This window comes from Microcoleus sp. PH2017_12_PCY_D_A, assembly GCF_020738565.1.
Taxonomy (GTDB): domain Bacteria; phylum Cyanobacteriota; class Cyanobacteriia; order Cyanobacteriales; family Microcoleaceae; genus Microcoleus.
Genome location: NZ_JAEQCI010000023.1, coordinates 1 through 25,342 on the forward strand (window position 1 = coordinate 1; position 25,342 = coordinate 25,342).

Consider the following 25,342-nt stretch of genomic DNA (forward strand, 5'->3'; position numbering starts at 1 on the left):
CGGACTGAAGTCCGCACTACTAACCTTGTTCTTCCTGGTTCGTAGTGAGGACTTTAGTCCTTCTGATTGCGGACTGAAGTCCGCACTACTAACCTTGTTTATGATTATTTATCGGTCATGTTTTGAGATTCAGGCGACAAAAATTTTTCTTCAGGAACAGCACGAGAATCATGAAACTGCTTCCATACTTCTAAACTTAAAATGCAAGCAAGCAGCCACACAAAACCCGCAATATAACCAGCAATAACATCGGTAGGCCAGTGAACTCCGAGATAAAGCCGGCTCGAACCAATACCAGCAATTAATACAACTGTCAAGCCGTAAATCAACCAGCGCTGTCTCGGAAAGCGCGCACCCAAAAAATATCCTAGCAAACCGTAAACAACCATTGAAATCATTGCGTGTCCGCTAGGAAAACTGTAAAACTTTACCTCAACCGCGCGCTCCCAAAGTTGAGGTCGATCGCGCGCAAACAGTTGTTTTAAGAGCATATTTAAACCGATCGCCCCAGCGCCCGTAATTGCGATCGTTGTAGCTTCCGATCGATGTTGGCGCACCCACAACATAATACCCAAACTCACGCTCAGCATCAGCAGCAAATTGGGTTCCCCCAAAAATGTCAAGGCGAGCATGATGCGATCGCGCACCGGAGTGTGCAGGATCCTCAGATATAGTAAAATTGATTTATCGAAAGCGTAGGTTTCCTTTTCCAAAACCTCATGGGCAATGGTGGCAAAGGCCCACATCGCCAAAGCAGCAACAGCCAGGCCACCAAGCCGAATTGTCGAAATTAGCGATCGAATTTTAGAGAGCATTTTTTAATTAATTAACAATTAACAACGAAAAACAGGGAACAAAAAGTAAATATACCTAATTAAGCGTCAAATCCCGATCGCTAAAAGGCTTGCTGTGTATCTCTTCTTCCGACTTCCTTCTTCCTTCTTCCTTCTACTTACAACAAATCTAGGAAACGAAAACGCCCGATCGATCGTCTAGATTCCTGAGCAACTGTATTTTGAATGATTAATTGATTTTTCACTACCCACCTCGGCTTTACATCCCACCGGCGAATGATTTTACTATCAAAAAAACAGATTTTTGCAATTTTGTTGGCCTTGGGGTTGACAAATCTTTCTAGCTGTGCAAAAGATACCGGAGTAAGTGCGCCGATCGCCCAAGCCAACTCGATCGCCCAACGCCTCGTCTCCTCAGCAGTCGCCCAACAGCCCAACAGCCCCAAATTCGGTCAGCCGATCGCCTGTACCCTAGGAAAAGACTGTTTTGTCATGCACTACTTCGATCGCGATCCAAGCCCCGCCGCCGTTGAATTCGGCTGCGGGCGGCAAACCTACGACGGGCACGACGGCATAGATTTTGCGATTCCCGACGCCAAAGCAATGGCGAAAGGAGTACCAGTTGTCGCTTCGGCTGCGGGCAAAGTTTTGCGAGTGCGAGATGGTGTAGTCGATCGGCGCTTGCAAAACCAGACAGACAAAACCAGCGTCGCAGGTACAGAATGTGGCAACGGCATGGTAATCGATCACGGCGCCGGCTGGGAAGCCCAATATTGCCACCTCCGGCAAAACAGCGTGGTTGTCAAACCGGGAATGCAGGTACAAAAAGGCACTGTTTTGGGCATGGTAGGAAACTCCGGCGAGGCATCTTTCCCCCACGTACACGTCACTTTTCGCTATCAAGGTAAGCCCGTAGATCCGTTTGTTGGCCCCGATGCCAAAATAGGCTGCAACACCGCCCGCAATCCAATTTGGGACAAGCCGATCGACTATGTTCCCACCGGTTTAATTCGCGCCGGTTTTGCCCCCAAGCAGCCGGATGAGAACACTGTCTGGGCGGGACAATTTTCTGAGACTGCACTACCTGTAAATAGCCCGGTTTTACTGTTTTGGGTGCAGAGTTACGGAGTCCTTAAGGGCGATCGCGAACAATACAAAATATTTGCACCCGATGGCAAAACTATCGTCAACGACAGCAAGGAAATTCCCGCCCCCAGCCGCACTTGGTTGCCTTATGCCGGCAAAAGAAACAGCACAAATTCTCCCCTCACTCCCGGAGTGTGGCGCGCCGAATACCGGCTGACGCGGGGCGATCGGGTTTTAGCAGAAGTCAAGCGAGAAGTTGAATTGCGTTAGCGGCTAAGTTATACAATAGACAAGGTTACATAAATCTTTGCTAGATTGAGCTACCGCAGATTTAAGGCAGATTAACACAGATTAACGCAGATGCTTTTCCTGATTGGAAAGCGACGAGACATTTAAGTGAGTCCTGGTTAATTTAAATTTTTGTGGGCGTTGCTTCTAGCCCGCCCCTAAAAGTCAAAACTCAATGCACAACACCTTAACAATGTCATACAGTCAATTCACCAACCTAGAAATGATTGAAACCAACTTTGGCATCACCATTGCCGACCAAGTTGGTATTTTTGCCAATTTACCCAAATCCGAGTATAGCGACCTTCTCAGTCAAACCCTGCAAGAAAATATTTCTTTAGCTTTAGCAATTAATACCGAAAAAAGTCGATCTGAATTAATAGTTACACCTATTTTAGTGGAACTTAGAAAGCAGTTTAATTCTCAAATTAGCTTTTTCTCAGGAAAAGAGTTTAATGTAGATTTAGAAAAAGGATTGACGGGTTTTTGTGATTTTCTAATTAGTCGTTCTCCAGAACAACTTTTAATTAAAGCCCCGGTTGTCGCCTTAGTAGAAGCTAAAAATGATAATATCCAAGCTGGATTGCCACAATGTATGGCAGAAATGATTGCAGCTCAAATTTTTAATGAAAGACGAAACAATAATATTTCCGAAATATATGGAGTGGTCACAACCGGAACCAACTGGAAATTTTTACGACTTAGCAATCAAATTATGGAAGTCGATTTAAATGATTATTTTATTGATAATATTAGTCAAATTATTGGCATATTAAAATATTTGATAAGATAAGACGGCGAAGGTCATTCGCGACTACACAAATGAAGTCCGCCGGACGCCAACTCAAGAAGATCGCGTAATTTTAATCGTCCGGTTTTCAACCCGCTATACAAGCGGGTTTTGTTTGTACAGACGCGAAGGACCTTCGCCGTGTCTTTTTCTTCAACCGCGGTGTCTTCTTCAGATTTTCACAATGATTAGGGCAAATTTTCCCAAGCTTGAGCCACAATCTCACTCAGCCAGCGCCTTTGAGCCAAATCGAGCAGATTGTCGTCGGCGAGTACCTCAGCCTTTAACTCATCCAAAGACTGCGATCGCGATCGGGCTATTTGAATCACACCCGCGATCGCAGATGCCACCAATTCTTCATTCAGCGGCTGCTGTCGCAAAGCAATCATTTCTTGAGGATTCGTAGGAATGGGATAATTCATGAGATTGCATACCGAAGAAAGTAGATATTCAGCCACTGCGGGGCTTCCAGCCAATTAGCTAAAAGTCTGAGAACAATGTAAACTTATTTAAAACTAAATAAGTATTTGGGAGTATAGCTTACTTTGCTCCCTTGTCAACTCCCCCATCTTTATGAATTTATTGAGAATTGAGACCGTAAAATGCAAGAAATTCTTTATTTAGAAGTCCCGACACCGGATACAGCAGCCGTCTGCACTTGGTTGCAACAGGAATTCGATCCCGGAATCGGAGAAAAAATTATTACTCCTGACGGTTTTCGCCTGCTTTCCAACGTAACAGCAGCCGAATTGGTCAAATCTGGATCTCAAAATGCTAATCTAAAACCGACATTCGCTGATACTAAGTCAGAAAATCATAATTCGCGATCGACAGAACTTTCCACCTTTGTCTGGTCAGTCCAGCGCACAACTTATTTAAAAGTCTTTCGTCTAGAAGACGCGCCCGCTGGAGAAAGAAAGTTCCTGGAAACTCTGAATCAGGCTGTCAGAAACAAGTTTCCAGAACGATACCCGGAACCCCCCCTCATAGACCTCTCCAAACAGTCAATTTTTGACGCTCTTGCCCCCTATTACCCCCTCACCGTCAAATACTTCCAAAAAATGCCCAAAGGCGAATACGACCTTCAGCGCGTCTACTGGTGGGAGCAGCGCTGGCGCGAAGGCACTCGCAATCCTCAAAAGCCAAAGCAAGTAGTGTTCTTGAAGGAAGAAGGAAGAGGGAAGAAGGAAGAAGGAAGAGGGGAGAGGGAAGAAGGTTCGGCAACGGATCATGTAACGGATGTAGCGGATGTAACGGATGTTAAGGAGAAGAAAGAAGGTACAGTTTCGGTGTCGGATGTTGGCGATAGTGTTTACGACTTGATTTATATTGGCGGGGCTTTGGGGGTAATTCACGCCGCGGTTATGGCGAGATTGGGCTACCGAGTGCTGCTGCTGGAAAGAATGCCTTTCGGGCGGATGAATCGTGAGTGGAATATTTCGCGGGATGAAATTCAAAGCTTAATTGATTTGGGTTTGTTTACTGCTGCGGAAATCGAAACTTTGATTGCTAGAGAATACAAAGATGGCTACAACAAGTTTTTTGATGCTAACAATCCAACCGTTGCTCGCTCCCCAATTCTGCACACGCCAAAGGTGCTGAATATAGCTTTAGATGGCGAGAAATTGCTGTATTTGGCGGGAGTTAAGCTAACAGAAGCTGGCGGGGAAATTTGGGATGAAACTGAGTTTATCAGAGCCGATGTTGAAGCGAAAAAAGTAGTGGTTCAAGCCAGCCACTTGCCCACAAAAGCCGATCGCACAACCTCCGCCAGACTGCTCGTGGATGCCATGGGTTCAGCCTCTCCCATCGCTTGGCAATTGAACGGAGGACGGGCGTTTGACAGCGTTTGTCCCACCGTCGGAGCTGTCATTGACGGAGGATTTGAGCCTGGGGTTTGGGATTCTGAGTACGGGGATGTCCTCTACAGTCACGGCGATATCTCCCGGGGGCGCCAGCTTATTTGGGAACTGTTTCCCGCTGCTGGTGGAGAACTCACAGTTTATCTTTTTCACTACCACCAAGTACATCCCGAAAATCCCGGTTCTTTGCTGGAACTGTACGAGGACTTTTTCGCTATTTTGCCTGAGTACCGCCGCTGCGATCCCGACAAATTGGTGTGGAAAAAGCCGACTTTTGGTTATATTCCGGGGCATTTTAGCAGCAACAGCAGCGATCGCGCCGTGGCAGTCGATCGCCTAATTGCGATCGGCGACGCAGCATCCCTGCAATCTCCCTTAGTATTCACCGGTTTCGGCTCCCTCGTCCGCAATCTTTTCCGTTTAACTGACCTTTTGGATACAGCATTAAAACACGATTTATTAAGTGCCAATCACTTAAACCAAATTCGCGCTTACCAGAGCAACGTGTCAGTAACTTGGCTGTTTTCTAAAGGGATGATGGTTCCCACCGGCCGCAGTTTGCCGCCCCAAAGAATTAATTCAATTCTCAATACATTTTTCGGTATTTTGGCAGAACAAGAACTCACTGTAGCAGAAACTTTTATCAAAGATAGAGTCGATTGGCTAACTTTCAATAGATTGGCGATTGAAGCCGCCGGAAAAAATCCTTCTCTCCTGCTGTGGATTTTAGATTTTGTCACCTTGGGCGATGTTTGGCGCTGGTTGGGTAGTTACTTGACTTTTACTCTACTGGCTTTAGCTAGTTGGCTGTTTGGATGGCTGCCCAGCTTCGCCCGCAAGGTACAGCCTTGGTTGGAGCCCCGATATCCGGGTGTTTGGCTGTGGCTGTTGGCTACCAGCTATGCTCTCACCTACGGCATGGGAAAGGGGAAAAAAGAGTTTTGAGTTGATAGCTGAGTGCCGTCTCGATCGCCTTGAACACGGGAGGATCTCGCTGACGTTGAACACGCGAGCGAGACGCTCGCACTGCACTCAAAATAATATTTTTCCGGTCAAAACGCAAACGACGATCGGTATTTTTGGTAATTGGTAAATTTGAGCAATTACCAATTACCATAAAGAATTGGTTTAAAGCCGGAACCCCGATCGGGAGAAATTAAAAGAAGACGATTCATTACTCCAATCCTCGGACTTATGATTGTCAACGGTCAACGGTCAACGGTCAACGGTCAACCTATCGAAAACTCGGCAATTCAATTTCAGCTAGCGATCGGCGTTTTTTAGAAGCCCGCAGCGGATTGGAAATCAAGCTCAGCCAGTCTGGTTGTCCGACTGCTGTCGGTTTGACCGGGATCGATCGCACTTCCTGAAGGCCAAAGGTTTCAACAGAATTCAAAATTTGAACAGCCCTGCCCAATTCTGGGCTGCCTAATTTGGCCGCAGCAGTTTCTGGTTCAGGTTCAGCCACCGGCAGTTGAGGTTCCGCAACCGCAACGGGCGACTCGGTTTCTGGCTCAAACGGCTGGTCGGTTTCGCTCGGATGCAATTGAATTCCGGATGCTTGGGCTAATTTGTTAAGTTCCATATTTGCGATCGATTCAGGGTCGATCGCATATTCAGTCAGCGCTGCCTCTAGATGCTCTTCGGGATCTGACCAAGCTTCGACAGGAGAAGCGTTGAAGGCTGGTGGCACCCGACTATGAGAGCTTCTTACCGCTGCGAGCAAGGATTCTAATTGCTTGTGGGCGCTCTCCTCCGCATCATGAGGCGGCTCAATAATTGGAGATTTCTGTGGCCTTTCCAGACTTTTTTCCAAAGCCGCTTTGAATTGCAGGGTGTGGCGCTGCTGGCGGTGCAAGCGCGATCGCAATTCCCTGCAAACATTTTCTGTAGCTACTAGCTGGTGAAACTGTTCGTTGTAGCGCTGCACAGTAGACGCACATTCTCGCTCAACAACCGCTAACCTGGTTTGGCTGGTGGCTAACTGACTGCTTAAACTCTCCACTAAAATTTCTTGATTTTGCAGAGTTTGATGGGAAACTTCCACTTTCCCAAACAGCCGCGTCAATTGTTCTTGAGTGTTTTCTAGTTCAGCAGTCCGCTGTTCTAGCAAAACTTCGCGATTCTCCAAGTTTTTATGGGACTCTTCAAGAGCCGTCTCTAGCTGAGCGATGCGCTGCAAAAGGTCGCGGTTGCATTCGTGCAGCGCTTGCATGAGGGTGACTGGGGTCGATCCTTTGCTCTGACGCTGTTCGGCATTGCCGAGCAGATTTTTGAGATTGTCTGAAATCGCGGGCGATCCCGCATATGGCGGCTGTGTCTGAGATGGCAAATTGTTCGCCGAGGGTGTTGTGGGAATTGCATCTACGCTGATCGCGTTGGGAAAATCTACTGTTTGCCAGTCTTCTTCTGGCTGTTGGGGCACCCTTGCGGGAGTATCTATCGGATGGGGGGCGATCGGCTCAAAACCCCCAGCAGCAGCAAAATTTGACTGCAATCGTTCGTTGTCGGATTGAACAGCAGGGTGCGGTTGGTGCTGACTGGCTCGAAGATCAGCTTCTGACATGGCTTTTTGTCCCAATAGTCACAGAGTCTCAGATACAGTCTATCCTTATATATTCTCTATAAGGAAGTCATTGGTCATTGGGCATGGGGCATGGGGCATGGGGCATTGGTCATTGGGCAGAGAGGGCATGGGGCATTGGGCGTTGGCCAAACAGGGCGGAGCGAAGCGGAGGGATGGGGCATTGGTCAGGAGTCACAAGCAAAATTCTCCGACTCGGACACTCGGACATTCGGACATTGCGCGCGATCGGCTAAACTTTAACAACTGCAAAATGTTTGTCAACAATTGCTGGAACTTCCGCAGGTTTGATGCGACTGTAGCGAGTTTTGTCCGGCATCACAACTATATTTGGCCCTGCTTTGCACTGTTTGAGACATCCGGTGCCCTGAACAGTCACTTGCTCTTCTAAACCCCTCGCATTCAAAGCCTTTTCTAAAGCTTTACAGACTGCTGCGCCGCCCCGCTTCTGGCAGTCAGATTTTTGACATACTAATATTTTGGTTTGAGTTTTTGCCCTAGCTTTGACAGTCTGAACTGCTGTGGGACTGGTGACTTCGGTTTTGCCGATCGCGCTATCCTCTATCAATACCCCAGCAGGTACACTGGTAGAGTCGATTTGTTCGGGCGATCGAGCCAGAGTCAGACTGCGAGCTTTAAGTTTTATTTTACCGTTTTTCAAATTAAGTTCTTTCTCACCTGCCACTTTTACTCTCAACCCAGGAGTCAAAACAGGCGCTAAAAACGATCGTAATTCCTTGGCAAGTTTAACCAGATATTCTATTTTGCGATCGGTGCCAATCCGCAAATATTTAAGTTTATAACCATCTTCAATAATCAGGCTGAGGATTTCGCCTTCTAAACTGAATTCCGAAAGTTGCTTACCAGACTGATACATTGTCATAACTCCTTTACATCCGTTACATCCGTTACATCCGTTACCCCATCCGTTGCCGAACTTCCTTCAGGCTTTACCCGATTTGCCAGCAGCACTCCAGCAACTGCACCAATTCGCGCCGAGGGGCACTAACTTGTCTCAACACGCTTCGGAGCTGAGCAGCTTGTCTGACAGTATTGACTTTTGCCCGCAAAGGTTGATCGACCGCACACCAGCAGGGAATTTCGAGTTCTTGCAAGCGTTTGTAAACTTGCCACCTGTCTAGCCAACTAACTTGCACAATCTCACAAACTTCTAATTCTGGATCTGCTGGATTCATTTTTTAACAACAGTAATAATTTGCATTAATTTTTAGCCGGACCGATCGCGGGCAGAAGTTAAAAACCAGATTTCCGAAGAAAATCAGGGATTGTCAAAAGCCCTTTCTGAAAAATTCTGCCTTTTGCCTGCTGCTTTCTGCCTTCTGAAGATTTGCCCCACTTTCAGGAAGCATTCAGAACGAGCATCTTTTCCAAGCATAACCCAACTGCTAATTATTCTCAATAGGTTTACAAAAAAATTTTTCTACTCTACAAAATCTTCCACTATCGAGGCAGACCCTGCTTGACGGGCAAATCTGGGATGCTAAACTAACTCTATTGGCAACAAAACTGCCTATTGAGAGGAAAACACACATGGCCCAGAGTCAGAGTGCATTGAGACCGTTTGGCCACATAGCCGAAAACCCTGTTCTACTGGAACATTCAGTCACAGCACCGATTTGTGAAGGGATGAACGCGCTGCTGGCCAGTTTTCAGGCTCTATACCTGCAATATCAAAAACATCATTTTGTGGTGGAAGGGGCAGAATTTTACTCCTTGCACAAATTCTTTGAAGAAAGCTACGGAGAAGCTCAAGATAGCGTCCACGAATTGGGCGAGCGCTTGAACGGATTGGGCGGCATACCTGCAGCTAGCTTTAGCAAATTAGCCGAGATGTGCTGTTTCGAGCCGGAAGCCGACGGCGTGTATTCGTGCCGCCAAATGCTGGAACACGATTTGACAGCAGAGCAAGCAATTATAGGTTTGCTGCGCCGTCAAGCAGGGCAAGCAGAAAGTTTGGGCGATCGAGCTACGCGCTACCTCTACGAAAAAATCCTGCTAAAAACAGAAGAGCGAGCTTATCACATTTCCCACTTCCTCGCCCCCGACACCTTAGTCCAGTTCAACTTGAATTAACAACAGGTTCGTAGTGAGGACTTCAGTCCTTCTTCTCTTAATCAAGAAGGACTAAAGTCCTTACTACAAACCAGGTTCGTAGTGAGGACTTCAGTCCTTCAGGTTCGTAGTGAGGACTTCAGTCCTTCTTCTCTTAATCAAGAAGGACTAAAGTCCTTACTACAAACCAGATCAAAAAAAGCGAGCAGTGTTTTGAACTGCCCGCTTTTTTATACAAAGTGCGATGAACCCCCGAAAATTAAGGAGCTAAAGCACTACCGCGCAACAAGCTACCAATGGTTTTCGCAGTAATCTTCATTTGAATCAAGGGATTAGCCGGTACTACAGTCTTATACAAGTAGCTATCGAATGTGAGTTTCTGCACATCGCGATCGGCACACATTTCCACAAAAGCTTCGCGAGTAGCATCGGAACGGTAGAACACGCGCTGCAAAATGTCAAGCACCTTGTAAGTAATACCGTAAGCCTTATCCCACCGCTTGAGGTAGAGCTTAATTTCTTGTTCAGTCGGAATCCGCGCGCCCTTATTGGAAATCTCCACAATAGTTTCAGCGCACATCCGTCCAGACTTAGCAGCAAAATAGATACCTTCGCCCGAAGACTTGGTAACATAACCGGCGGCGTCACCGACGAGAGCAACTCGGCCGACAACCCGGCGGGGACGCGGATGTTCGGGGATGGGGTGGGCTTCCACTTTAATGATTTCACCGCCGAGGAGTTTTTTGGCAGCGCGGGCGCGGACTCCTGCTTGCAGCTTTTTGATATCGGCTTGATTGACTTTCATCGTGCCGGTACCGACAGCTACGTGGTCGTATTTGGGGAACACCCAGGCGTAGAAGTCGGTGGAAACATCATCGCCGACGTACATTTCGGCTAGACCTTCGTAGTAAGCCATTTTATCTTCTGGCAGGCGGATGCGTTCTTGGAAGGCGATCGCATAATTGTAGTCGCCAGCATCAATCGCCTTGGCTACGCGGGAGTTAGCGCCGTCAGCGCCGATTACCAAATCCACTTTCAGAGTTTTCTGAGTTCCCACAGCGGTGCCGTTGGAGTGGTCGGCGTAGTGGAGAATGTAGGGGTCAGTGTTGTTGGCAGGAATTTCTAATGTGTGGACGGTACCGTTAATTAGTTTGGCACCTAAGGAAGCGGCGCGATCGCGCAAAAAGCCATCGAGCACTTCGCGGCGGCACATACCGATATATTCGTGTTCGTTTTCGATGTTGATGTCCACCTCTACATTGGAGGGGGAAATCATTTTCATTTTTCTGACTTGGCGATCGATAATGCTTTGTGGCAAGTCAAATTCTTCGACCATGCACAGAGGAATTGCCCCGCCGCAGGGTTTAGCGTTGTCTAATTTGCGTTCAAATAAATAAGTTTCGATGCCTGCTTTTACCAATGTTTCGGCGGCGCAAGAACCCGCTGGTCCCGATCCAACAACTGCAACCCGTAGTGTCAAAGCTTTTCTCCCAATTTTTTCTATAAGTCTTTACCCAGTCAGATGTGATGGTATCACGGAGTTTCTGTGCTGTGGGGTGAGAATGGGAGATTTAAATGAAATGCAACAGAGCTTAACAATTGGATACAAAAATGGGGTTTTTGATGCTGGTTTCTATGCAAAATCTTAAATTTTTCATGGTAGATGAATGCGGATTGACGCTGATGTGCGATCGAATGAATTACTTTAGGGAAACGGGCCAAAGCCGTGTTAACTTAAGCCCAAAAGACCGCCAGGGACTGAAGTCCCTGTCTAATAGCGAAAGTCCTCTGAAGAGGACTGAAGAACTCATTAGTGCTCAGTCCTCTAAAGAGGACTTTCGCTATGAGGCAGGGGTTTAAACCCCTGCCGGACTGCGGGTTTGACCTTAAGCCCGATCGAACTGGGTGCAATTACGTTACATTTAAGTTAAGTAAAGCTCCTATATAAAATTTCAAATTGCTATGCTAGGTAATTTTCAACAAAGCCAACTGCGGATTGAGGTTGAAGCTTCGGAGACTGCGATTCGGGACAGTTTGCTGCGTCCCGTGCAGTTGCAGCAGTGGCTGTGGCCTCAGCAGTTTTCTCAGGGTTTGCCGGAAATGCTCGATCGAGAATTGACATTCACGAGTTGGATAGGCCCGGTAGCGGTGCAGCACTATGTTGATATTGCCGAGTCAAATTGTCTGCGACTGTTGTTGAGTCAGGGAATTGACGGGTTTCACGAGTGGTATTGGGGCGACGGTTGGGTGCAGTCTCGGTTGGAGGGAGTGTCGCTGCTACCGCTGAATTTGGGACAAACCGCTAGTTTGTTGCGTTTGCGGGAGTTTTTGGCGGGGAAGGGGAAGGGGAAGTAGGGCTAGGGAAATCGATCGCCCGATCGACTCAGCACAAATGGGATGAATCAAATCCATCATCATCATCACCCGCTCTGACGGCGAAAATGTAGCCTTAATTGCCGCTGACGAATTGGCAAGCTTAATAGAGACAGTATATCTGCTGCGATCGCGTGTTGATTACTGATGAAGCATTTGGTCTTATTTCTTATCTAGTAATTAGCTTACCTTGATTTCTTGCGGCCGTAATTACATTGTGGTTAGCAGTAAAAACTTTGATACCAGGAACAGTCACATAATCACCATCATCAGTAATTACTTGAACTACCCCTGCTTTATCCATTGCTTCGAGAATTAGAAGATCGTAGCCATCTAAAAGTTGAGTTTGAAATCTAATTAAAGATGCGTTAGTTGTAGTTTCATCAATAGTTACATCAGTCGATACAGCAATAGATGTTACCTGACCCCAAGCCGCTATAACTTCAGCTACTACGTTAGCTCTCTCTGTTGGCTCGTTATGGCGATATTCTTTTGGTTTTAATGTAGTCGAAAAAATTGCTCGTTCCGCTTGTTCAATATTATGTGCTAACTCTGCCAAAGAAAGCCCACAATATAAAAGCAATCCTTGAGCAGAAAGAATTTTTGTTAAATAAGCAGGATAATCATTTATTTGATAGCTCCTCGCAGAGGTACTGGCTGGAGTGTATGTCAGCCAGTACCATACATTAGTATCTACCAGAAAAATGTCATCCTTTTGAGGTATGTCAGACCCGATATCAACTACCTCGGCATTGACTGTATATTGGATTGCCATTATACATTTCCCACCTGTTGGCTGACAATTTCATTGATTGCATTGCGGGTTGCATCATCTGCTGCATAGTAGCGCTTTGAGTTCTTAATCACCTGTTTGAGTATTTGATTGCCTACACTATTAAGATGAGAAAATGTCAGCAGACGGTTTAAAGTGTCTGGGGAGATATCCCTAAGTAGCTGTCCAATGGCAAAATTGAAGAACGGAGATGCAAAAATCTCTACACCAGCAAAGTCAAGCTCCACAGCGTGCTCTGCCCGTAGTTCGGGGTATGTCAACTCATACACCTTCATACCGTCATCGGGTGTCATGCAAGTTTTCCCAATCAAAGTGCCAATCTTGTAAGATTTCATATTTCAGAAGTTCCCTCAGAAAAGTGGGGCGTCGCCGTCGGTGTCAGAAGCCAGCACATAAATGGCTTCATCACATTGGAGAGTAATGTTAACCAGTGTCCCTCCGAAAAAGGTTGGGCGATTTTGGTAAGTTTCCTCATCTTTGTTAATCAGGACATACCCATTGTGACTGAAAAACTCCAACTTTCCTCTATTCATCTTTACAAATCTTTTCAGATAGTCAAGTCCAACGCCCCCAGTTACATTACCGCGTCTGGTGGTATTTCCGGCTTCAAATGCCCATTTTAGGGCTTTGTCTGCTGGTAAATCAGGGAGATTTTGGAATAGGCGGACATTTTTGGGAATCCCAACACCGAAGTCAACCACAGTGAGTTTGAGTTCCTTTTTTTTAGGGTAGTGCTGTCCACAGCTAAAGACTCCGATTTCTGTTTGACCATGCTCAAAGGCGTTAGCGTAGATCTCCCAAACGGTTCCTACGATGACGTTTTGCAATTTTTGACTTATATCAACCCAGTCTCGTCCTAGCCATTTTTCTCCTAGGTAGTCAACCAAGCCATCTTTATCTTGTTTTTTATCTTCTCGATAAGGGATAGAATTACCCTGCCAAGATTCTTTATTCTCACAAAAAGCATACATGAATCCGTTTTGTTCAAGATTCATTTTTATGTTCTTATGAATACTATCCCAATTAATGTTTAATTTTATCGAGCGGGATTGAATGATACGAATCAATCCTCCCAGAAAAGCTACGGCATTTTGTCTGAGAAAAAAACATTTAGAAAAGTCAATAATTACTTCTGAGCAATCCTCATTTAGTTGCTCCGAAAGCTGAAACAGATTGTCAAAATCGTTCAGATTATCATTGATTGTAGGGATGTTAAGAGTCACGCTCATAATTATTCTATGGAAGGCTTGAGCCAGAAAGAAATTTAGTAAAATATCAATCAGCCGATCGCACTGTCAACCTCTGCGGTTCAATTCCCCCTACCTACCTAGCCCGCACCACCAACACCGAACAAGGAGCCTCAGCCACAACCTCAGCACTCACCGAACCCTCCAAAATCCGCTTCAAACCAGTCAAACCCCGACAGCCGATCGCAATTAAGTCTACTTTATGAATATTCGCCAAACGCAAAATCTCCTCGGCCGGTTCCCCCGCAACAATCTCCAACTCACTCTGGCAAGGCAACATTTCCTGATAAGATTGCAACAACTTCTCTACTTCTCGGTAAGCAATCTCATTTCCCTGAGCGTGAGGTCGATCGACCACCGCATCAAAATCCAGCGTATCAGAACTCACAACATGAACTAAAATCACCTTCGCCGTAGGTTCTAGTTTAAACTGCCCCACAGCTTGCAAAACCTGTGCTGCAAACTCAGAATTGTCGATCGCCACCAAAACAGTATTCAATATAATGCACCTTTAAATCTCAGATATTAAACTTTAAACTTCTCATTGATAGTCGCCTACTTTCCACAATTTAGCGCTTCCCACCAACATTATCATTAACTACACAGAAACCCGGTTTCTTAACATAATTGCGTAATTTAAGCAAGATATTGGAAGAAACCGGGTTTCTTAAGCCCGAAGTGCGTAAATCTCGATCGCCAACCTCAACTCTACCATCAAAAAATCACCCTCCCTCTTTATCAGTCCGCAAGCGCACCGAATCAGCATGAGAAGGTAAACCCTCAGCTTCCGCTAACACATTAATCGCCCTACCCACCTTTTTCAGTGCAGCCGGCGAATATTGAATCAAACTCGAATGCTTCATAAAAGTTTCCACACCCAGCGGCGAAGCATAGCGCGGAGCTCCAGAAGTCGGCAAAGTATGATTCGGGCCAGCCAAATAATCGCCCACAGCTTCCGGCGTCGATAAGCCCAAGAAAATCGCCCCAGCGTGCCGAATTTGGTCGAGCAAAGCCCAGGGATCTGCCACTTGCAATTCCAAGTGTTCGGGAGCAAACTCGTTAGAGAGTTCCGCCGCCGCCTTCAGGGACTCAACTACTACTACTAAACCGTAATTGGCGATCGCCTTTTCAGTCAAAGTCCGGCGCGGGTGATTTACCAATTGTCTGTCAACCTCAGCCACGACTTTTCTAGCCAACACCGAATCCGCCGTCAGCAAAATCGCCGACGCCATCGAATCGTGCTCGGCTTGAGCCAACATATCCGCAGCTACGTGTACGGGATTCGCCGAAGCATCAGCAATAATCAGCACCTCCGAGGGCCCCGCCAGAGAATCGATCCCGACTGTTCCGTAAACCAGCTTTTTCGCCAGCGTTACGTAAATATTCCCCGGCCCGGTAATTAAATCTACCTTGGGAATAGTTTCTGTACCGTAGGCCAAAGCTGCGATCGCCTGCGCCCCGCCTACCCGATAAATCTCATCAACTCCCGCTTCCTGAGCCGCTACCAGCACCGCAGGATTCATTTTCTTCTCCTGTCCGGGGGGAGTACACATCACCAGTTTCGGCACCTTGGCGACCTTGGCAGGCACCGCATTCATGATCACCGAACTCGGATAGGACGCCTGACCGCCAGGGATGTAAATTCCCGCGCGATCGACCGCAGTGTAGCGCTTGCCCAAAACAACCTCATCATCACCAAACTGCACCCAAGACTTGGGGACGCGCTGTCGGTGAAACGCTTCTACCTGTTTGCAAGCCAAGCGGATCGCATTTAATAATTCTTTCGATATTTGCTGGTAAGCAGCATCCAATTCGGCGCCACTCACGCGCAAATCCGTCGCATTTAGAGTCATGCGGTCAAATTCAGCAGTATATTGCAGCACAGCCTGATCGCCTTTGCGCCTTACAGCTTGCAGCACCTCCCGCACGGTGGCTTCTTTGTGAATAACAAGTTCGTCGTGGGTGCGATCGCAGATTCGTCGCAGTTCAGCTTGTGCCTCAACCCACTGAGTAATAATTCGCAGCATGGAGATTAGGAATGCCGTCAATAATTCACTAACATTTGCTTGACAATTGGGGATTTTTGTGACTATCTCCTGGATAAGTCAGCCACCACCAGTCCACAAGCTTCAACCGCGAGATTCGCGGCAGTTTCAACCGCTTCAGTGCAGCGTTGTAAATCTCTGTCGATGATTTTGCAACACTGAGAGCTTTTCTAGGAATTGCTCGCCAGAGCATCTGGTGCGGAGGGATAGAGGGAGGGAGAGGGGGAGAGGGCGAGAGGGGGAGAGGGGGAGAAGGTGCGGAGGGAGAGGGGAAAAATCTTCTGCCCTCTGCCTTCTGCCTTCTTCCCTCTTCATTCTTCCTTCTGCCTTCTTCCTTCTTCATTTTTCCCTTCTTCCCTCTTCCTTCGACGAAGCCCAAATAACCCGTACTCTTTGTTATAGCTTAACTTGGATTTTTCCGGGAATGGGATTTTGAGCCGAATTGATGCTATATTAGTTTTTTCAACACCTGATAATTTTTTATAAAAAAAACGCCAAGTTATTGTATACTTGAAAATTGCGCGCAATAAACCGTGACTTTAACTCGTGACGGTGGAAACCTCGCAAAACGCCTCGATCGCAACCTTGTCATACCTTTGGGTATCGTCACAGGTAAAAAAAAGGCCGTTAAATGAGTCAATTAAAAATTATTGCGCGATCGCCCTTGAAAAAGTAGCTGGAGGCTCAGCTTGAATCTGAGCGATCGGCTCATGGCTGACTCAGCTTTAAAAAAAATCAAGCTTTTTGCGGCTCGCACCCGAAAAGATTGTCCCTCAAAAACTCCGTGTCTTGAGACTATCTTGAGACTGTGATGTATCAATCAATACCTACTTCCACAAACTGAACTATGGCAAATATTAAGTCCGCCGTCAAACGAGTCAAAATCGCCGAGCGCAACCGCTTGTACAACAAGTCCTACAAGTCAGCGGTAAAAACTTTGATGAAAAAGTATTTTGCAGCCGTTGAGAAATACGCAGCAGCTCCGACACCAGAATTAATGCAAGAAGTCCAGCAGCGGATGTCTGAGGCCTACAGCAAAATTGACAAAGCTGTGAAAAAAGGTGTACTGCACCGCAACAACGGCGCTCGCAAAAAGTCCCGCTTGGCAAGAACCCTCAAGCCCCACGAAACACAAGTAGCATCCTAAGACAGAAGAAGGAAGTTCGGCAACGGATTTTGTAACGGATGTAACGGATGGAAGTCCGATGGATGTCGGAAGAAGGAAGAAGTTCGGTAACGGATGTAACGGATGTAACGGATGGAAGTCGGAAGAAGGAAAAAAGCAGCAGGAAGTAAGGAAGAAGGAAAAAAGTAGCAGGAAACAAGGAAGAGAGAAGATTTTCCCCCTCTCCCCCCTCTCCCCCTCTCCCTCTCCCCCTCTCCCCCTCTCCCCCCTCTCCCCTCTCCCCTCTCCCCCTCTCCCCCTCTCTCTCTCATTCGCCCATGCAGCTCATCGATACTCACGTTCATATCAACTTTCAGACTTTCAAGTCGGAGTTAGAAGCCATTCGAGAACGCTGGCGCGAAGCTGGTGTGGTTCGATTGGTTCATTCTTGTGTAGAACCCGAAGAGTTTGCTGGAATTCAAGCAATTGCCAATCAGTTTGCAGAAGTCTCTTTTGCGGTGGGGCTCCATCCCCTAGATGCCACCAAGTGGAAAGACGAAACTGCAAGCCTGATTAGGGAATTAGCAAGTTCTGACTCTCGGGTAGTGGCGATCGGCGAAACTGGACTAGACTTTTTTAAGGCTGACGATCGCCAACAGCAGTTTAAAGTGTTTGAGGCACAGCTTGAAATTGCCCGGGAACTTGACAAACCAGTGATTATCCACTGCCGCGACGCCGCTGCCCCGATGGCCGAAATGCTGCGGAACTTTTGGCAAAAACGCGGGCCCGTGCGCGGGGTGATGCACTGCTGGGGAGGTACGCCCGAAGAAACCCAGTGGTTTTTAGATCTGGGTTTCTACATCAGTTTTAGCGGCACAGTCACCTTTAAAAAAGCCTTGCAAATACAAGAATCAGCTTGTATGGTAAATAGCGATCGCATCCTAGTCGAGACAGATTGTCCTTTTCTCGCGCCCGTACCCCAGCGGGGAAAACGCAACGAACCAGCTTACGTCTACTACGTAGCCGAGCAAGTTGCTAAATTGAGAGGAGTTTCTCTCTTGACTTTGTCCCAGCAGACAACCGAAAATGCCTGTCAGCTATTCGGGTTGTCACTTTAGCTACTAGCGCATAGAGAAACGAGGAAAACAGGTGGAGTTCGGGGGAAAAGATAGGAAAAATCCCATCTATATCCTGATACAAAAACCGGATTCATCCTTAATCTCAGATTCTTTGGGAGTTGCCGTAGTGCGATCGGATTTGCGTCCTATAATAAAAAGAACCGACCGATCGGGCGATCGCTGGCGATCGGGCCCCATCGCAGTCACCAAACAGCTAGCTTAGGCTGCGCTAACCAACCTTCCGGGCAGACAAAAACCTCAAGCAATACCTCAAACTTACACTCAATTTTACACATCAAAAGCAACTTGGAAATTCAGCAATTTGGCAATAGCTGTCCAGTCAATTTTAGGAGTCAAATGTGTAGGGTATTTATCCTGGAGTACCAAGAGATCGGAGCTAAAAAAATCTCGATCGCAGCCAGAACCCGCACAAAAAAAATGCGAGCAACCAATAAAAATAACCGTTGCAGCAGTTGGTAGGCGATCGAAAACATCATATAAATTCTCTCACACAATCCATCAAAAAAACGCAACAAGGTAAAAAAGCCCAGCCTTGGCGCCATGTAAAAAGCTAGAGCCACTGCGGAAAAAGGACACCCATGACCACTAAAGATTACACAGAATTCGCCTTCACCTTGCCCGATTTGATCGAAATCCAGCGGGCAAGTTTTCGCTGGTTCCTAGAAGCCGGACTGATCGAAGAACTCGACAGCTTCTCCCCGATTACAGACTACACGGGAAAGCTGGAACTCCACTTCATCGGTAAAGACTTCAAACTAAAGCGCCCGAAATACGACGTAGACGAAGCCAAGCGCCGGGACAGCACCTACTCGGTGCAAATGTACGTCCCCACCCGCTTGATTAACAAAGAAACAGGCGAAATCAAAGAGCAAGAAGTCTTCATCGGCGATTTGCCGTTGATGACCGAACGCGGCACTTTCATCATCAACGGGGCGGAACGAGTAATCGTCAACCAAATCGTGCGATCGCCCGGCGTATACTACAAATCGGAAACCGACAAAAACGGTCGCCGTTCCTACAACGCCAGCCTGATCCCCAACCGCGGCGCGTGGCTCAAGTTCGAGACCGACAAAAACGATTTAGTCTGGGTGAGAATCGACAAAACCCGCAAGCTGTCAGCCCAAGTTCTGCTCAAAGCCCTAGGCCTGACAGACGGCGAAATCTACGACAGCCTGCGCCATCCCGAATACTTCCAAAAAACGATCGAAAAAGAAGGACAATTCGGCGAAGAAGAAGCTTTGATGGAACTCTACCGCAAACTGCGACCGGGCGAACCCCCCACCGTAGCCGGCGGCGAACAGCTCCTCAACTCGCGCTTTTTCGACCCCAAACGCTACGATTTGGGCCGGGTAGGTCGGTACAAACTCAACAAAAAACTGCGGTTGACAGTCCCCGATACGATGCGGGTACTGACATCCCAAGATATCTTGACGGCGATCGACTATTTGATCAACCTGGAATTCGACATCGGCTCCACCGACGACATCGACCACTTAGGGAACCGCCGCGTCCGCAGCGTCGGCGAACTGCTGCAAAACCAAGTCAGAGTCGGATTGAACCGCCTAGAACGGATTATCCGCGAACGGATGACAGTATCCGACGCCGACTCCCTCAGCCCCGCCTCCCTAGTCAACCCCAAACCGCTGGTAGCAGCAATCAAGGAATTCTTCGGTTCCTCCCAGCTATCCCAGTTCATGGATCAGACAAACCCCCTAGCAGAACTCACCCACAAACGCCGGCTGTCCGCCCTCGGCCCCGGAGGCTTGACCCGCGAACGCGCCGGATTTGCAGTGCGGGACATTCACCCGTCCCACTACGGCCGGATTTGCCCCATTGAAACACCAGAAGGCCCCAACGCCGGACTGATCGGTTCCCTAGCAACCCACGCCCGCGTCAACCCCTACGGCTTCATCGAAACACCTTTTTATCCAGTCGAAAAAGGACAAGTATTGCGGGACAAAGCCCCCGTATACATGACAGCCGACGAAGAAGACGACTTGCGCGTCGCCCCCGGAGACATCAGCCTCGACGAAAACAACAACCTCTTGGGCGAAACCGTAGCCGTGCGCTACCGCCAAGAATTCACCACCACCACCCCGATGCAGGTGGACTACATGGCGATTTCGCCAGTCCAAATCGTCTCTGTGGCAACATCGCTGATCCCGTTCTTGGAACACGACGACGCCAACCGAGCTCTCATGGGCTCCAATATGCAGCGGCAAGCCGTGCCGCTTCTCAAACCAGAACGTCCCCTAGTCGGTACCGGCCTAGAAGCTCAGGCCGCCCGAGATTCCGGGATGGTGGTAGTTTCCCGGATCGACGGCGAGGTGATTTACATCGACGCAACCCGGATTATTGTCAAGCCCATGGCGGTAGATGCCGAGTCGAATTCCAGCGAAGAACATTTCATGATTCGCGAATACGACGACCTCAAAGCCAAGCAGCCTTCGGTTTGGAAGCAAAAATATGCCGGCTGCATCGAACACGAACTGCAAAAATATCAGCGATCGAACCAAGATACCTGTTTGAACCAGCGCCCGCTGATCTATGAGGGCGATCGCGTCGTAGCCGGCCAAGTGCTAGCAGACGGTTCCTCCACCGAAGGCGCCGAACTAGCCCTGGGCCACAACATCCTCGTAGCATATATGCCCTGGGAGGGATACAACTACGAAGACGCCATGCTAATTAGCGAGCGCTTGGTGTACGAAGACGTATACACTTCGATCCACATCGAGAAATACGAAATCGAAGCCCGCCAAACCAAACTCGGCCCCGAAGAAATCACCCGCGAAATTCCCAACGTCGGCGAAGACGCCCTGCGCCAGCTAGACGAACAGGGCATCATCCGCAAAGGCGCTTGGGTAGAAGCCAGCGACATTCTCGTTGGGAAAGTCACGCCCAAAGGCGAATCCGACCAACCGCCGGAAGAAAAACTGCTGCGGGCAATTTTCGGGGAAAAAGCCCGAGACGTGCGCGACAACTCCCTGCGCGTACCCAACGGCGAAAAAGGCCGCGTGGTGGACGTGCGGGTTTTTACCCGGGAACAGGGCGACGAACTGCCCCCCGGCGCTAACATGGTCGTCCGCGTCTACGTAGCCCAGAAGCGCAAGATTCAAGTCGGCGACAAAATGGCCGGCCGCCACGGCAACAAAGGTATCGTCTCCCGGATTCTGCCGATGGAAGATATGCCTTATTTGCCAGACGGAACTCCGGTTGACATCGTGCTCAATCCCTTGGGCGTACCGTCGCGGATGAATGTCGGTCAGATTTTCGAGTGCTTGCTGGGCTGGGCGGGCGAAAATTTGTCGATGCGGTTCAAGATGGTGCCGTTTGACGAAATGCACGGGGCTGAAAAGTCGCGGGAAACCGTTCACGGCAAGTTGGAGGAGGCGCGCGAAAAAACAGGCAAGCCTTGGGTATTTAACGAAAATCACCCGGGCAAAACTATAGTTTACGACGGCCGCACCGGCGAACCGTTCGATCGCCCCGTCACAGTCGGCATCGCCTATATGCTCAAACTCGTCCACTTGGTAGACGACAAAATCCACGCCCGGAGTACAGGCCCTTACTCGCTGGTAACGCAGCAGCCTTTGGGCGGCAAAGCGCAGCAGGGGGGTCAGCGGTTCGGAGAAATGGAAGTTTGGGCTCTCGAAGCGTTCGGCGCAGCTTATACTTTGCAAGAGTTGCTGACTGTCAAGTCGGACGATATGCAGGGTAGAAATGAGGCTTTGAATGCGATCGTCAAGGGCAAAGCCATTCCGCGCCCCGGTACGCCGGAATCGTTCAAAGTGCTGATGCGGGAGTTGCAATCTTTGTGTCTCGACATTGCCGTGCACAAGGTGAATACTAACGACGAAGGCAGCGAGCACGTTGAAGTCGATTTGATGGCGGATGCCGGCGGCAGGCGATCGCCCTCCAGGCCCACCTACGAATCGCTTTCTCGCGACGAACTCGACGAAGATTAGGGATTTTAGAATTTAGATTGAAGAATTGTTTGACAGTATTCAATCTAAAATTTAAAATCGACAATCTCAAATAAAAATGCCTCAGCAGTGTTCGTACCACTGTTGAGGCGAATCAACGCTCTTAAGAGGAGAGACGCTGACATGACTATTGTAACAGTTATCCCTGGAATTGAAGGAGCATTAGACCTGGAGACAGGCTGTATTAATTGGCAAGGCAGTAAGTTTGGTAACGGTTACGGACGCAAGTGGATCGATGGCAAAACGGTATTAGTCCACCGATTAGTCCTCGAATCGAAAATAGCAGGATTCCTCGATTCCAGTTATTTTGCTTGCCACACCTGCGACAATCCAGGCTGCATCAACCCGGAACATCTCGTAGCGGGGTCTGCTGCTGAGAATACCGGACAGATGATGGGGCGCGATCGCAAAACTCCCAGACGCAAAAGTATTCCGGGAAGTGGTAAATTGTCTATCCAACAACTGCGGGAAATTCAGACTAAATATTTATCTGGAACAGCAAAGAACCACCTAGCAAAAGAGTATGGGGTACAACATGAAACTATTACTAAGATAATTCAGGCAAATATCCCCGATAATTTCACCACAGTTTCCCCACGCTTTGTAGGAGAAATTCAAGATAACGGCTGCATAATTTTCCAAGGCGCAAAAGACGGTGCCGGCTATGGCAGGTATTTAACAAAAGATGGGAAACAGGCAACAGTGACTCGTGCTGTTTTAGCAGAGAAATTAGGATGTGAACTTCCAACTTATATGGATGCTTGTCATACTTGCGATACTCCCAGTTGTATTAATCCAGAACACCTCTGGGCTGGTACTCGTTCTCAGAATTTATTAGATGCTTCCCAAAAAGGACGCACCCAAGGAAAAAGTCATCCCCTTTCCAATGCCAAATTAGACTGGGAAAAAGTGCGAGAAATCCGGCAAAAACTAGCAGCAGGAGAAAGAATGAAGGATCTAGCTGAAGCATACAGCGTAAATCCGATAACTATACACAATATTAAGTATCACATCACTTGGAAGGAAGCAGGCGAAGAGGTTCCGATTCCTCGTATGGGTGGATATCTCGATCGCAAGCTGACTTTTGCTCAAGCACAGGATGTGCGAGAAAGAATTAAAGCTGGAGAATCTCTTGCTAAAATTTCTCGCGAATTGGGAGTGTCCAAAAATGTCATTTATGACATTAAAACTAATGCCACATATAAAGGAGTCTGATATTGATGTAATTGGCAAACAATCAATCAAAACAGATTAATTAGAGCAAATAATTTCAAGTAAATCATCGATTGGAGTCTAGAATGGCTAAGATAGAACAACGATTTGATTACGTAAAGATTGGGTTAGCTTCACCAGAAAGAATTCGACAATGGGGAGAGAGAACTTTACCCAATGGTCAGCTTACAGGCGAAATCGTGAAACCAGAAACCATAAATTACAGAACATTAAAACCGGAAATGGACGGGTTGTTTTGCGAGCGCATTTTTGGGCCTGCAAAAGATTGGGAATGTCATTGTGGTAAGTACAAAAGAGTGCGTCATAGAGGCATTGTTTGCGAGAGATGCGGTGTTGAAGTTACTGAATCTCGCGTCCGCCGCCACCGCATGGGATTCATTAAATTAGCAGCTCCAGTAGCTCACGTTTGGTATCTCAAAGGCATCCCCAGTTACATGGCAATTCTGTTAGATATGCCCCTGCGAGATGTCGAACAAATTGTCTATTTCAATGCCTATGTTGTGCTGAATGCTGGTAATGCTGAAAAGCTCCAATACAAGCAATTGCTCACTGAAGATGCTTGGCTGGAAATAGAAGATGAACTTTACAGCGAAGATTCCACTCTGACGGGGGTAGAAGTAGGAATTGGTGCTGAAGCTTTACAAGTTTTGCTGCAAAATATTCCGCTAGAAAGCGAAGCGGAAAAGCTGCGGGAAGATATTGCTAATGCTAAAGGCCAAAAACGGGCGAAGTTAATTAAACGCTTGCGGGTAATTGACAACTTTATCGCTACGGGTTCTCATCCCGATTGGATGGTTCTCAGTGTGATTCCGGTGATTCCTCCGGACTTGCGGCCGATGGTGCAGCTAGACGGCGGGCGTTTTGCAACGAGCGACCTCAACGACCTTTATCGGAGAGTCATCAACCGCAACAACCGATTGGCGAGACTGCAAGAAATTTTGGCGCCGGAGATTATTATTCGCAACGAAAAGCGGATGTTACAAGAGGCTGTGGATGCGCTGATTGATAACGGCCGCCGGGGCCGGACTGTGGTGGGCGCAAACAACCGTCCGCTGAAGTCGCTGTCGGACATTATTGAGGGGAAACAAGGTCGTTTCCGGCAAAACTTGCTGGGGAAACGGGTTGACTATTCTGGACGTTCGGTGATTGTGGTGGGGCCGAAACTGAAAATTCATCAGTGCGGTTTGCCGAGGGAAATGGCGATCGAGCTTTTCCAGCCTTTCGTCATCCACCGCCTCATCCGCCAAGGATTGGTCAATAACATCAAAGCAGCCAAAAAACTGATTCAACGCAACGATCCCAGCGTTTGGGACGTGCTGCAAGAGGTGATTGAAGGACACCCCGTCATGCTGAACCGGGCTCCTACGCTGCACCGTTTGGGGATTCAAGCCTTTGAACCGATTTTGGTGGACGGGAGGGCGATTCAGCTTCACCCGCTAGTCTGTCCGGCTTTTAACGCTGACTTTGACGGGGACCAAATGGCGGTACACGTGCCTTTGTCTCTGGAATCTCAGGCGGAAGCGCGCTTGCTGATGTTGGCTTCTAACAACATTATGTCGCCGGCAACCGGAAGACCGATCGTCACTCCTTCTCAAGATATGGTGCTCGGTTGCTATTACTTGACAGCCGAAAATCCTAACGGTCAAAAAGGAGCAGGTAATTATTTCTCCAACCTTACCGATGCGGTTGTAGCTTACGAACAAGGAGTCGTGGACTTGCATTCCTACGTGTGGGTGCGGTTTCAAGGCGCGATCGAAAATACAGAACCCGAAGGTGAACCGCTGAAAGTGGAGCGATCGACTGACGGTACTGTGACGAAAGAATACAAGTTCCGCCGCGTTCGGGAAGATGCAGAGGGTAAGAGGATCAATCAGTTTATTCGGACTACTCCGGGCAGGATTATTTATCACCAAACGATCGAATCGGTAATTAACAATTAGGAATTGG

General features: G+C 48.0%; 22 protein-coding genes and 1 pseudogene. 12 read left to right on the forward strand and 11 right to left on the reverse strand.

All coding sequences use genetic code 11. From position 1 onward, the window contains the following. Window positions 1–104 precede the first annotated feature (104 nt). The gene (locus tag JGK39_RS06095) at window positions 105–815 is read right to left on the reverse strand and encodes a phosphatase PAP2 family protein (protein WP_293251177.1); all 711 of its coding nucleotides are present in this window, start codon (window positions 813–815) and stop codon (window positions 105–107) included. Window positions 816–1,070: 255 nt separating this feature from the next. Between JGK39_RS06095 and JGK39_RS06100 the strand changes: the two genes are divergently transcribed. Further along, window positions 1,071–2,150, forward strand: coding sequence for a M23 family metallopeptidase (locus tag JGK39_RS06100; RefSeq protein ID WP_293251179.1), 1,080 nt, complete (start codon window positions 1,071–1,073; stop codon window positions 2,148–2,150). A gap of 193 nt (window positions 2,151–2,343) precedes the next feature. After that, window positions 2,344–2,961, forward strand: coding sequence for a hypothetical protein (locus JGK39_RS06105; protein WP_366048779.1), 618 nt, complete (start codon window positions 2,344–2,346; stop codon window positions 2,959–2,961). Window positions 2,962–3,146: 185 nt separating this feature from the next. Here JGK39_RS06105 and JGK39_RS06110 read toward each other — a convergent pair whose 3' ends face one another. Beyond that, the gene (locus JGK39_RS06110) at window positions 3,147–3,380 is read right to left on the reverse strand and encodes a hypothetical protein (RefSeq protein WP_293124983.1); all 234 of its coding nucleotides are present in this window, start codon (window positions 3,378–3,380) and stop codon (window positions 3,147–3,149) included. 180 nt (window positions 3,381–3,560) lie between these two features. Here JGK39_RS06110 and JGK39_RS06115 point away from each other — a divergent pair, with 180 nt between their 5' ends. Next, a complete protein-coding gene (locus JGK39_RS06115) occupies window positions 3,561–5,765 on the forward strand; it encodes a flavin-dependent dehydrogenase (protein WP_293295956.1) in 2,205 nt (734 codons plus the stop codon). 289 nt (window positions 5,766–6,054) lie between these two features. On the opposite strand, the gene JGK39_RS06120 is transcribed toward JGK39_RS06115, so the two are convergent. From JGK39_RS06120 to JGK39_RS06130, 3 genes are all read right to left on the reverse strand, one after another. Next, window positions 6,055–7,386 (reverse strand): hypothetical protein, encoded by a 1,332-nt coding sequence (locus JGK39_RS06120; protein WP_293251183.1) that lies wholly within the window; start codon window positions 7,384–7,386, stop codon window positions 6,055–6,057. Window positions 7,387–7,636: 250 nt separating this feature from the next. Beyond that, entirely contained in the window at window positions 7,637–8,281 is a 645-nt protein-coding gene (locus JGK39_RS06125) for a (2Fe-2S) ferredoxin domain-containing protein (protein WP_293251185.1), read from the reverse strand. Between the two features lie 73 nt (window positions 8,282–8,354). Continuing rightward, a complete protein-coding gene (locus tag JGK39_RS06130) occupies window positions 8,355–8,600 on the reverse strand; it encodes an Asr1405/Asl0597 family protein (protein WP_293251187.1) in 246 nt (81 codons plus the stop codon). A 355-nt stretch (window positions 8,601–8,955) separates the two neighbouring features. Here JGK39_RS06130 and JGK39_RS06135 point away from each other — a divergent pair, with 355 nt between their 5' ends. Continuing rightward, window positions 8,956–9,498 (forward strand): Dps family protein, encoded by a 543-nt coding sequence (locus JGK39_RS06135; RefSeq protein WP_293251189.1) that lies wholly within the window; start codon window positions 8,956–8,958, stop codon window positions 9,496–9,498. A gap of 238 nt (window positions 9,499–9,736) precedes the next feature. Here the strand turns inward: JGK39_RS06135 and chlP are convergent, their stop codons facing one another. Further along, on the reverse strand, window positions 9,737–10,957 hold the full coding sequence (gene chlP / locus JGK39_RS06140; RefSeq protein ID WP_293251191.1) for a geranylgeranyl reductase: 1,221 nt from the start codon (window positions 10,955–10,957) through the stop codon (window positions 9,737–9,739). Between the two features lie 482 nt (window positions 10,958–11,439). Here chlP and JGK39_RS06145 point away from each other — a divergent pair, with 482 nt between their 5' ends. Both JGK39_RS06145 and JGK39_RS06150 read left to right on the forward strand, forming a co-directional pair. Then, window positions 11,440–11,832 carry a hypothetical protein gene (locus JGK39_RS06145; protein WP_293295958.1) on the forward strand — a complete coding sequence of 131 codons (393 nt, stop codon included), beginning with the start codon at window positions 11,440–11,442 and terminating at the stop codon, window positions 11,830–11,832. 55 nt (window positions 11,833–11,887) lie between these two features. Then, a pseudogene (locus JGK39_RS06150) lies at window positions 11,888–11,983 on the forward strand (prevent-host-death protein); the annotation flags it as partial. Between the two features lie 36 nt (window positions 11,984–12,019). Here the strand turns inward: JGK39_RS06150 and JGK39_RS06155 are convergent. From JGK39_RS06155 to hisD, 5 genes are all read right to left on the reverse strand, one after another. Further along, complete coding sequence (locus JGK39_RS06155; RefSeq protein WP_293295959.1) at window positions 12,020–12,625, reverse strand: hypothetical protein; 606 nt, start codon at window positions 12,623–12,625, stop codon at window positions 12,020–12,022. Beyond that, window positions 12,625–12,978, reverse strand: coding sequence for an STAS-like domain-containing protein (locus JGK39_RS06160; RefSeq protein ID WP_193976172.1), 354 nt, complete (start codon window positions 12,976–12,978; stop codon window positions 12,625–12,627). The genes JGK39_RS06155 and JGK39_RS06160 overlap by 1 nt, the downstream gene beginning before the upstream one ends. A 15-nt stretch (window positions 12,979–12,993) precedes the next feature. Then, entirely contained in the window at window positions 12,994–13,872 is an 879-nt protein-coding gene (locus tag JGK39_RS06165) for an ATP-binding protein (protein ID WP_293295961.1), read from the reverse strand. Between the two features lie 94 nt (window positions 13,873–13,966). Then, on the reverse strand, window positions 13,967–14,392 hold the full coding sequence (locus JGK39_RS06170; RefSeq protein WP_293295972.1) for a universal stress protein: 426 nt from the start codon (window positions 14,390–14,392) through the stop codon (window positions 13,967–13,969). 220 nt (window positions 14,393–14,612) lie between these two features. After that, window positions 14,613–15,917, reverse strand: a complete 1,305-nt coding sequence (hisD, locus tag JGK39_RS06175) for a histidinol dehydrogenase (RefSeq protein WP_293295963.1) — start codon at window positions 15,915–15,917, stop codon at window positions 14,613–14,615. Window positions 15,918–16,782: 865 nt separating this feature from the next. Here hisD and rpsT point away from each other — a divergent pair. The 6 genes from rpsT (at window position 16,783) to JGK39_RS06205 (ending at window position 25,335) form a co-directional block, all read left to right on the forward strand. Next, window positions 16,783–17,082 (forward strand): 30S ribosomal protein S20, encoded by a 300-nt coding sequence (rpsT, locus tag JGK39_RS06180; RefSeq protein WP_293251197.1) that lies wholly within the window; start codon window positions 16,783–16,785, stop codon window positions 17,080–17,082. Between the two features lie 296 nt (window positions 17,083–17,378). Continuing rightward, window positions 17,379–18,158, forward strand: a complete 780-nt coding sequence (locus JGK39_RS06185; RefSeq protein ID WP_293251199.1) for a TatD family hydrolase — start codon at window positions 17,379–17,381, stop codon at window positions 18,156–18,158. Between the two features lie 31 nt (window positions 18,159–18,189). Continuing rightward, on the forward strand, window positions 18,190–18,381 hold the full coding sequence (locus JGK39_RS06190; protein WP_293251201.1) for a hypothetical protein: 192 nt from the start codon (window positions 18,190–18,192) through the stop codon (window positions 18,379–18,381). A gap of 376 nt (window positions 18,382–18,757) precedes the next feature. Next, window positions 18,758–22,144 carry a DNA-directed RNA polymerase subunit beta gene (gene rpoB / locus JGK39_RS06195; protein WP_293251203.1) on the forward strand — a complete coding sequence of 1,129 codons (3,387 nt, stop codon included), beginning with the start codon at window positions 18,758–18,760 and terminating at the stop codon, window positions 22,142–22,144. 141 nt (window positions 22,145–22,285) lie between these two features. Next, on the forward strand, window positions 22,286–23,377 hold the full coding sequence (locus tag JGK39_RS06200) for an HNH endonuclease (RefSeq protein ID WP_293251205.1): 1,092 nt from the start codon (window positions 22,286–22,288) through the stop codon (window positions 23,375–23,377). Between the two features lie 83 nt (window positions 23,378–23,460). Next, window positions 23,461–25,335: a DNA-directed RNA polymerase subunit gamma gene (locus tag JGK39_RS06205; protein ID WP_293251207.1), complete on the forward strand. Its 1,875-nt coding sequence runs from the start codon at window positions 23,461–23,463 to the stop codon at window positions 25,333–25,335. The last annotated feature ends 7 nt before the right edge of the window (window positions 25,336–25,342 follow it).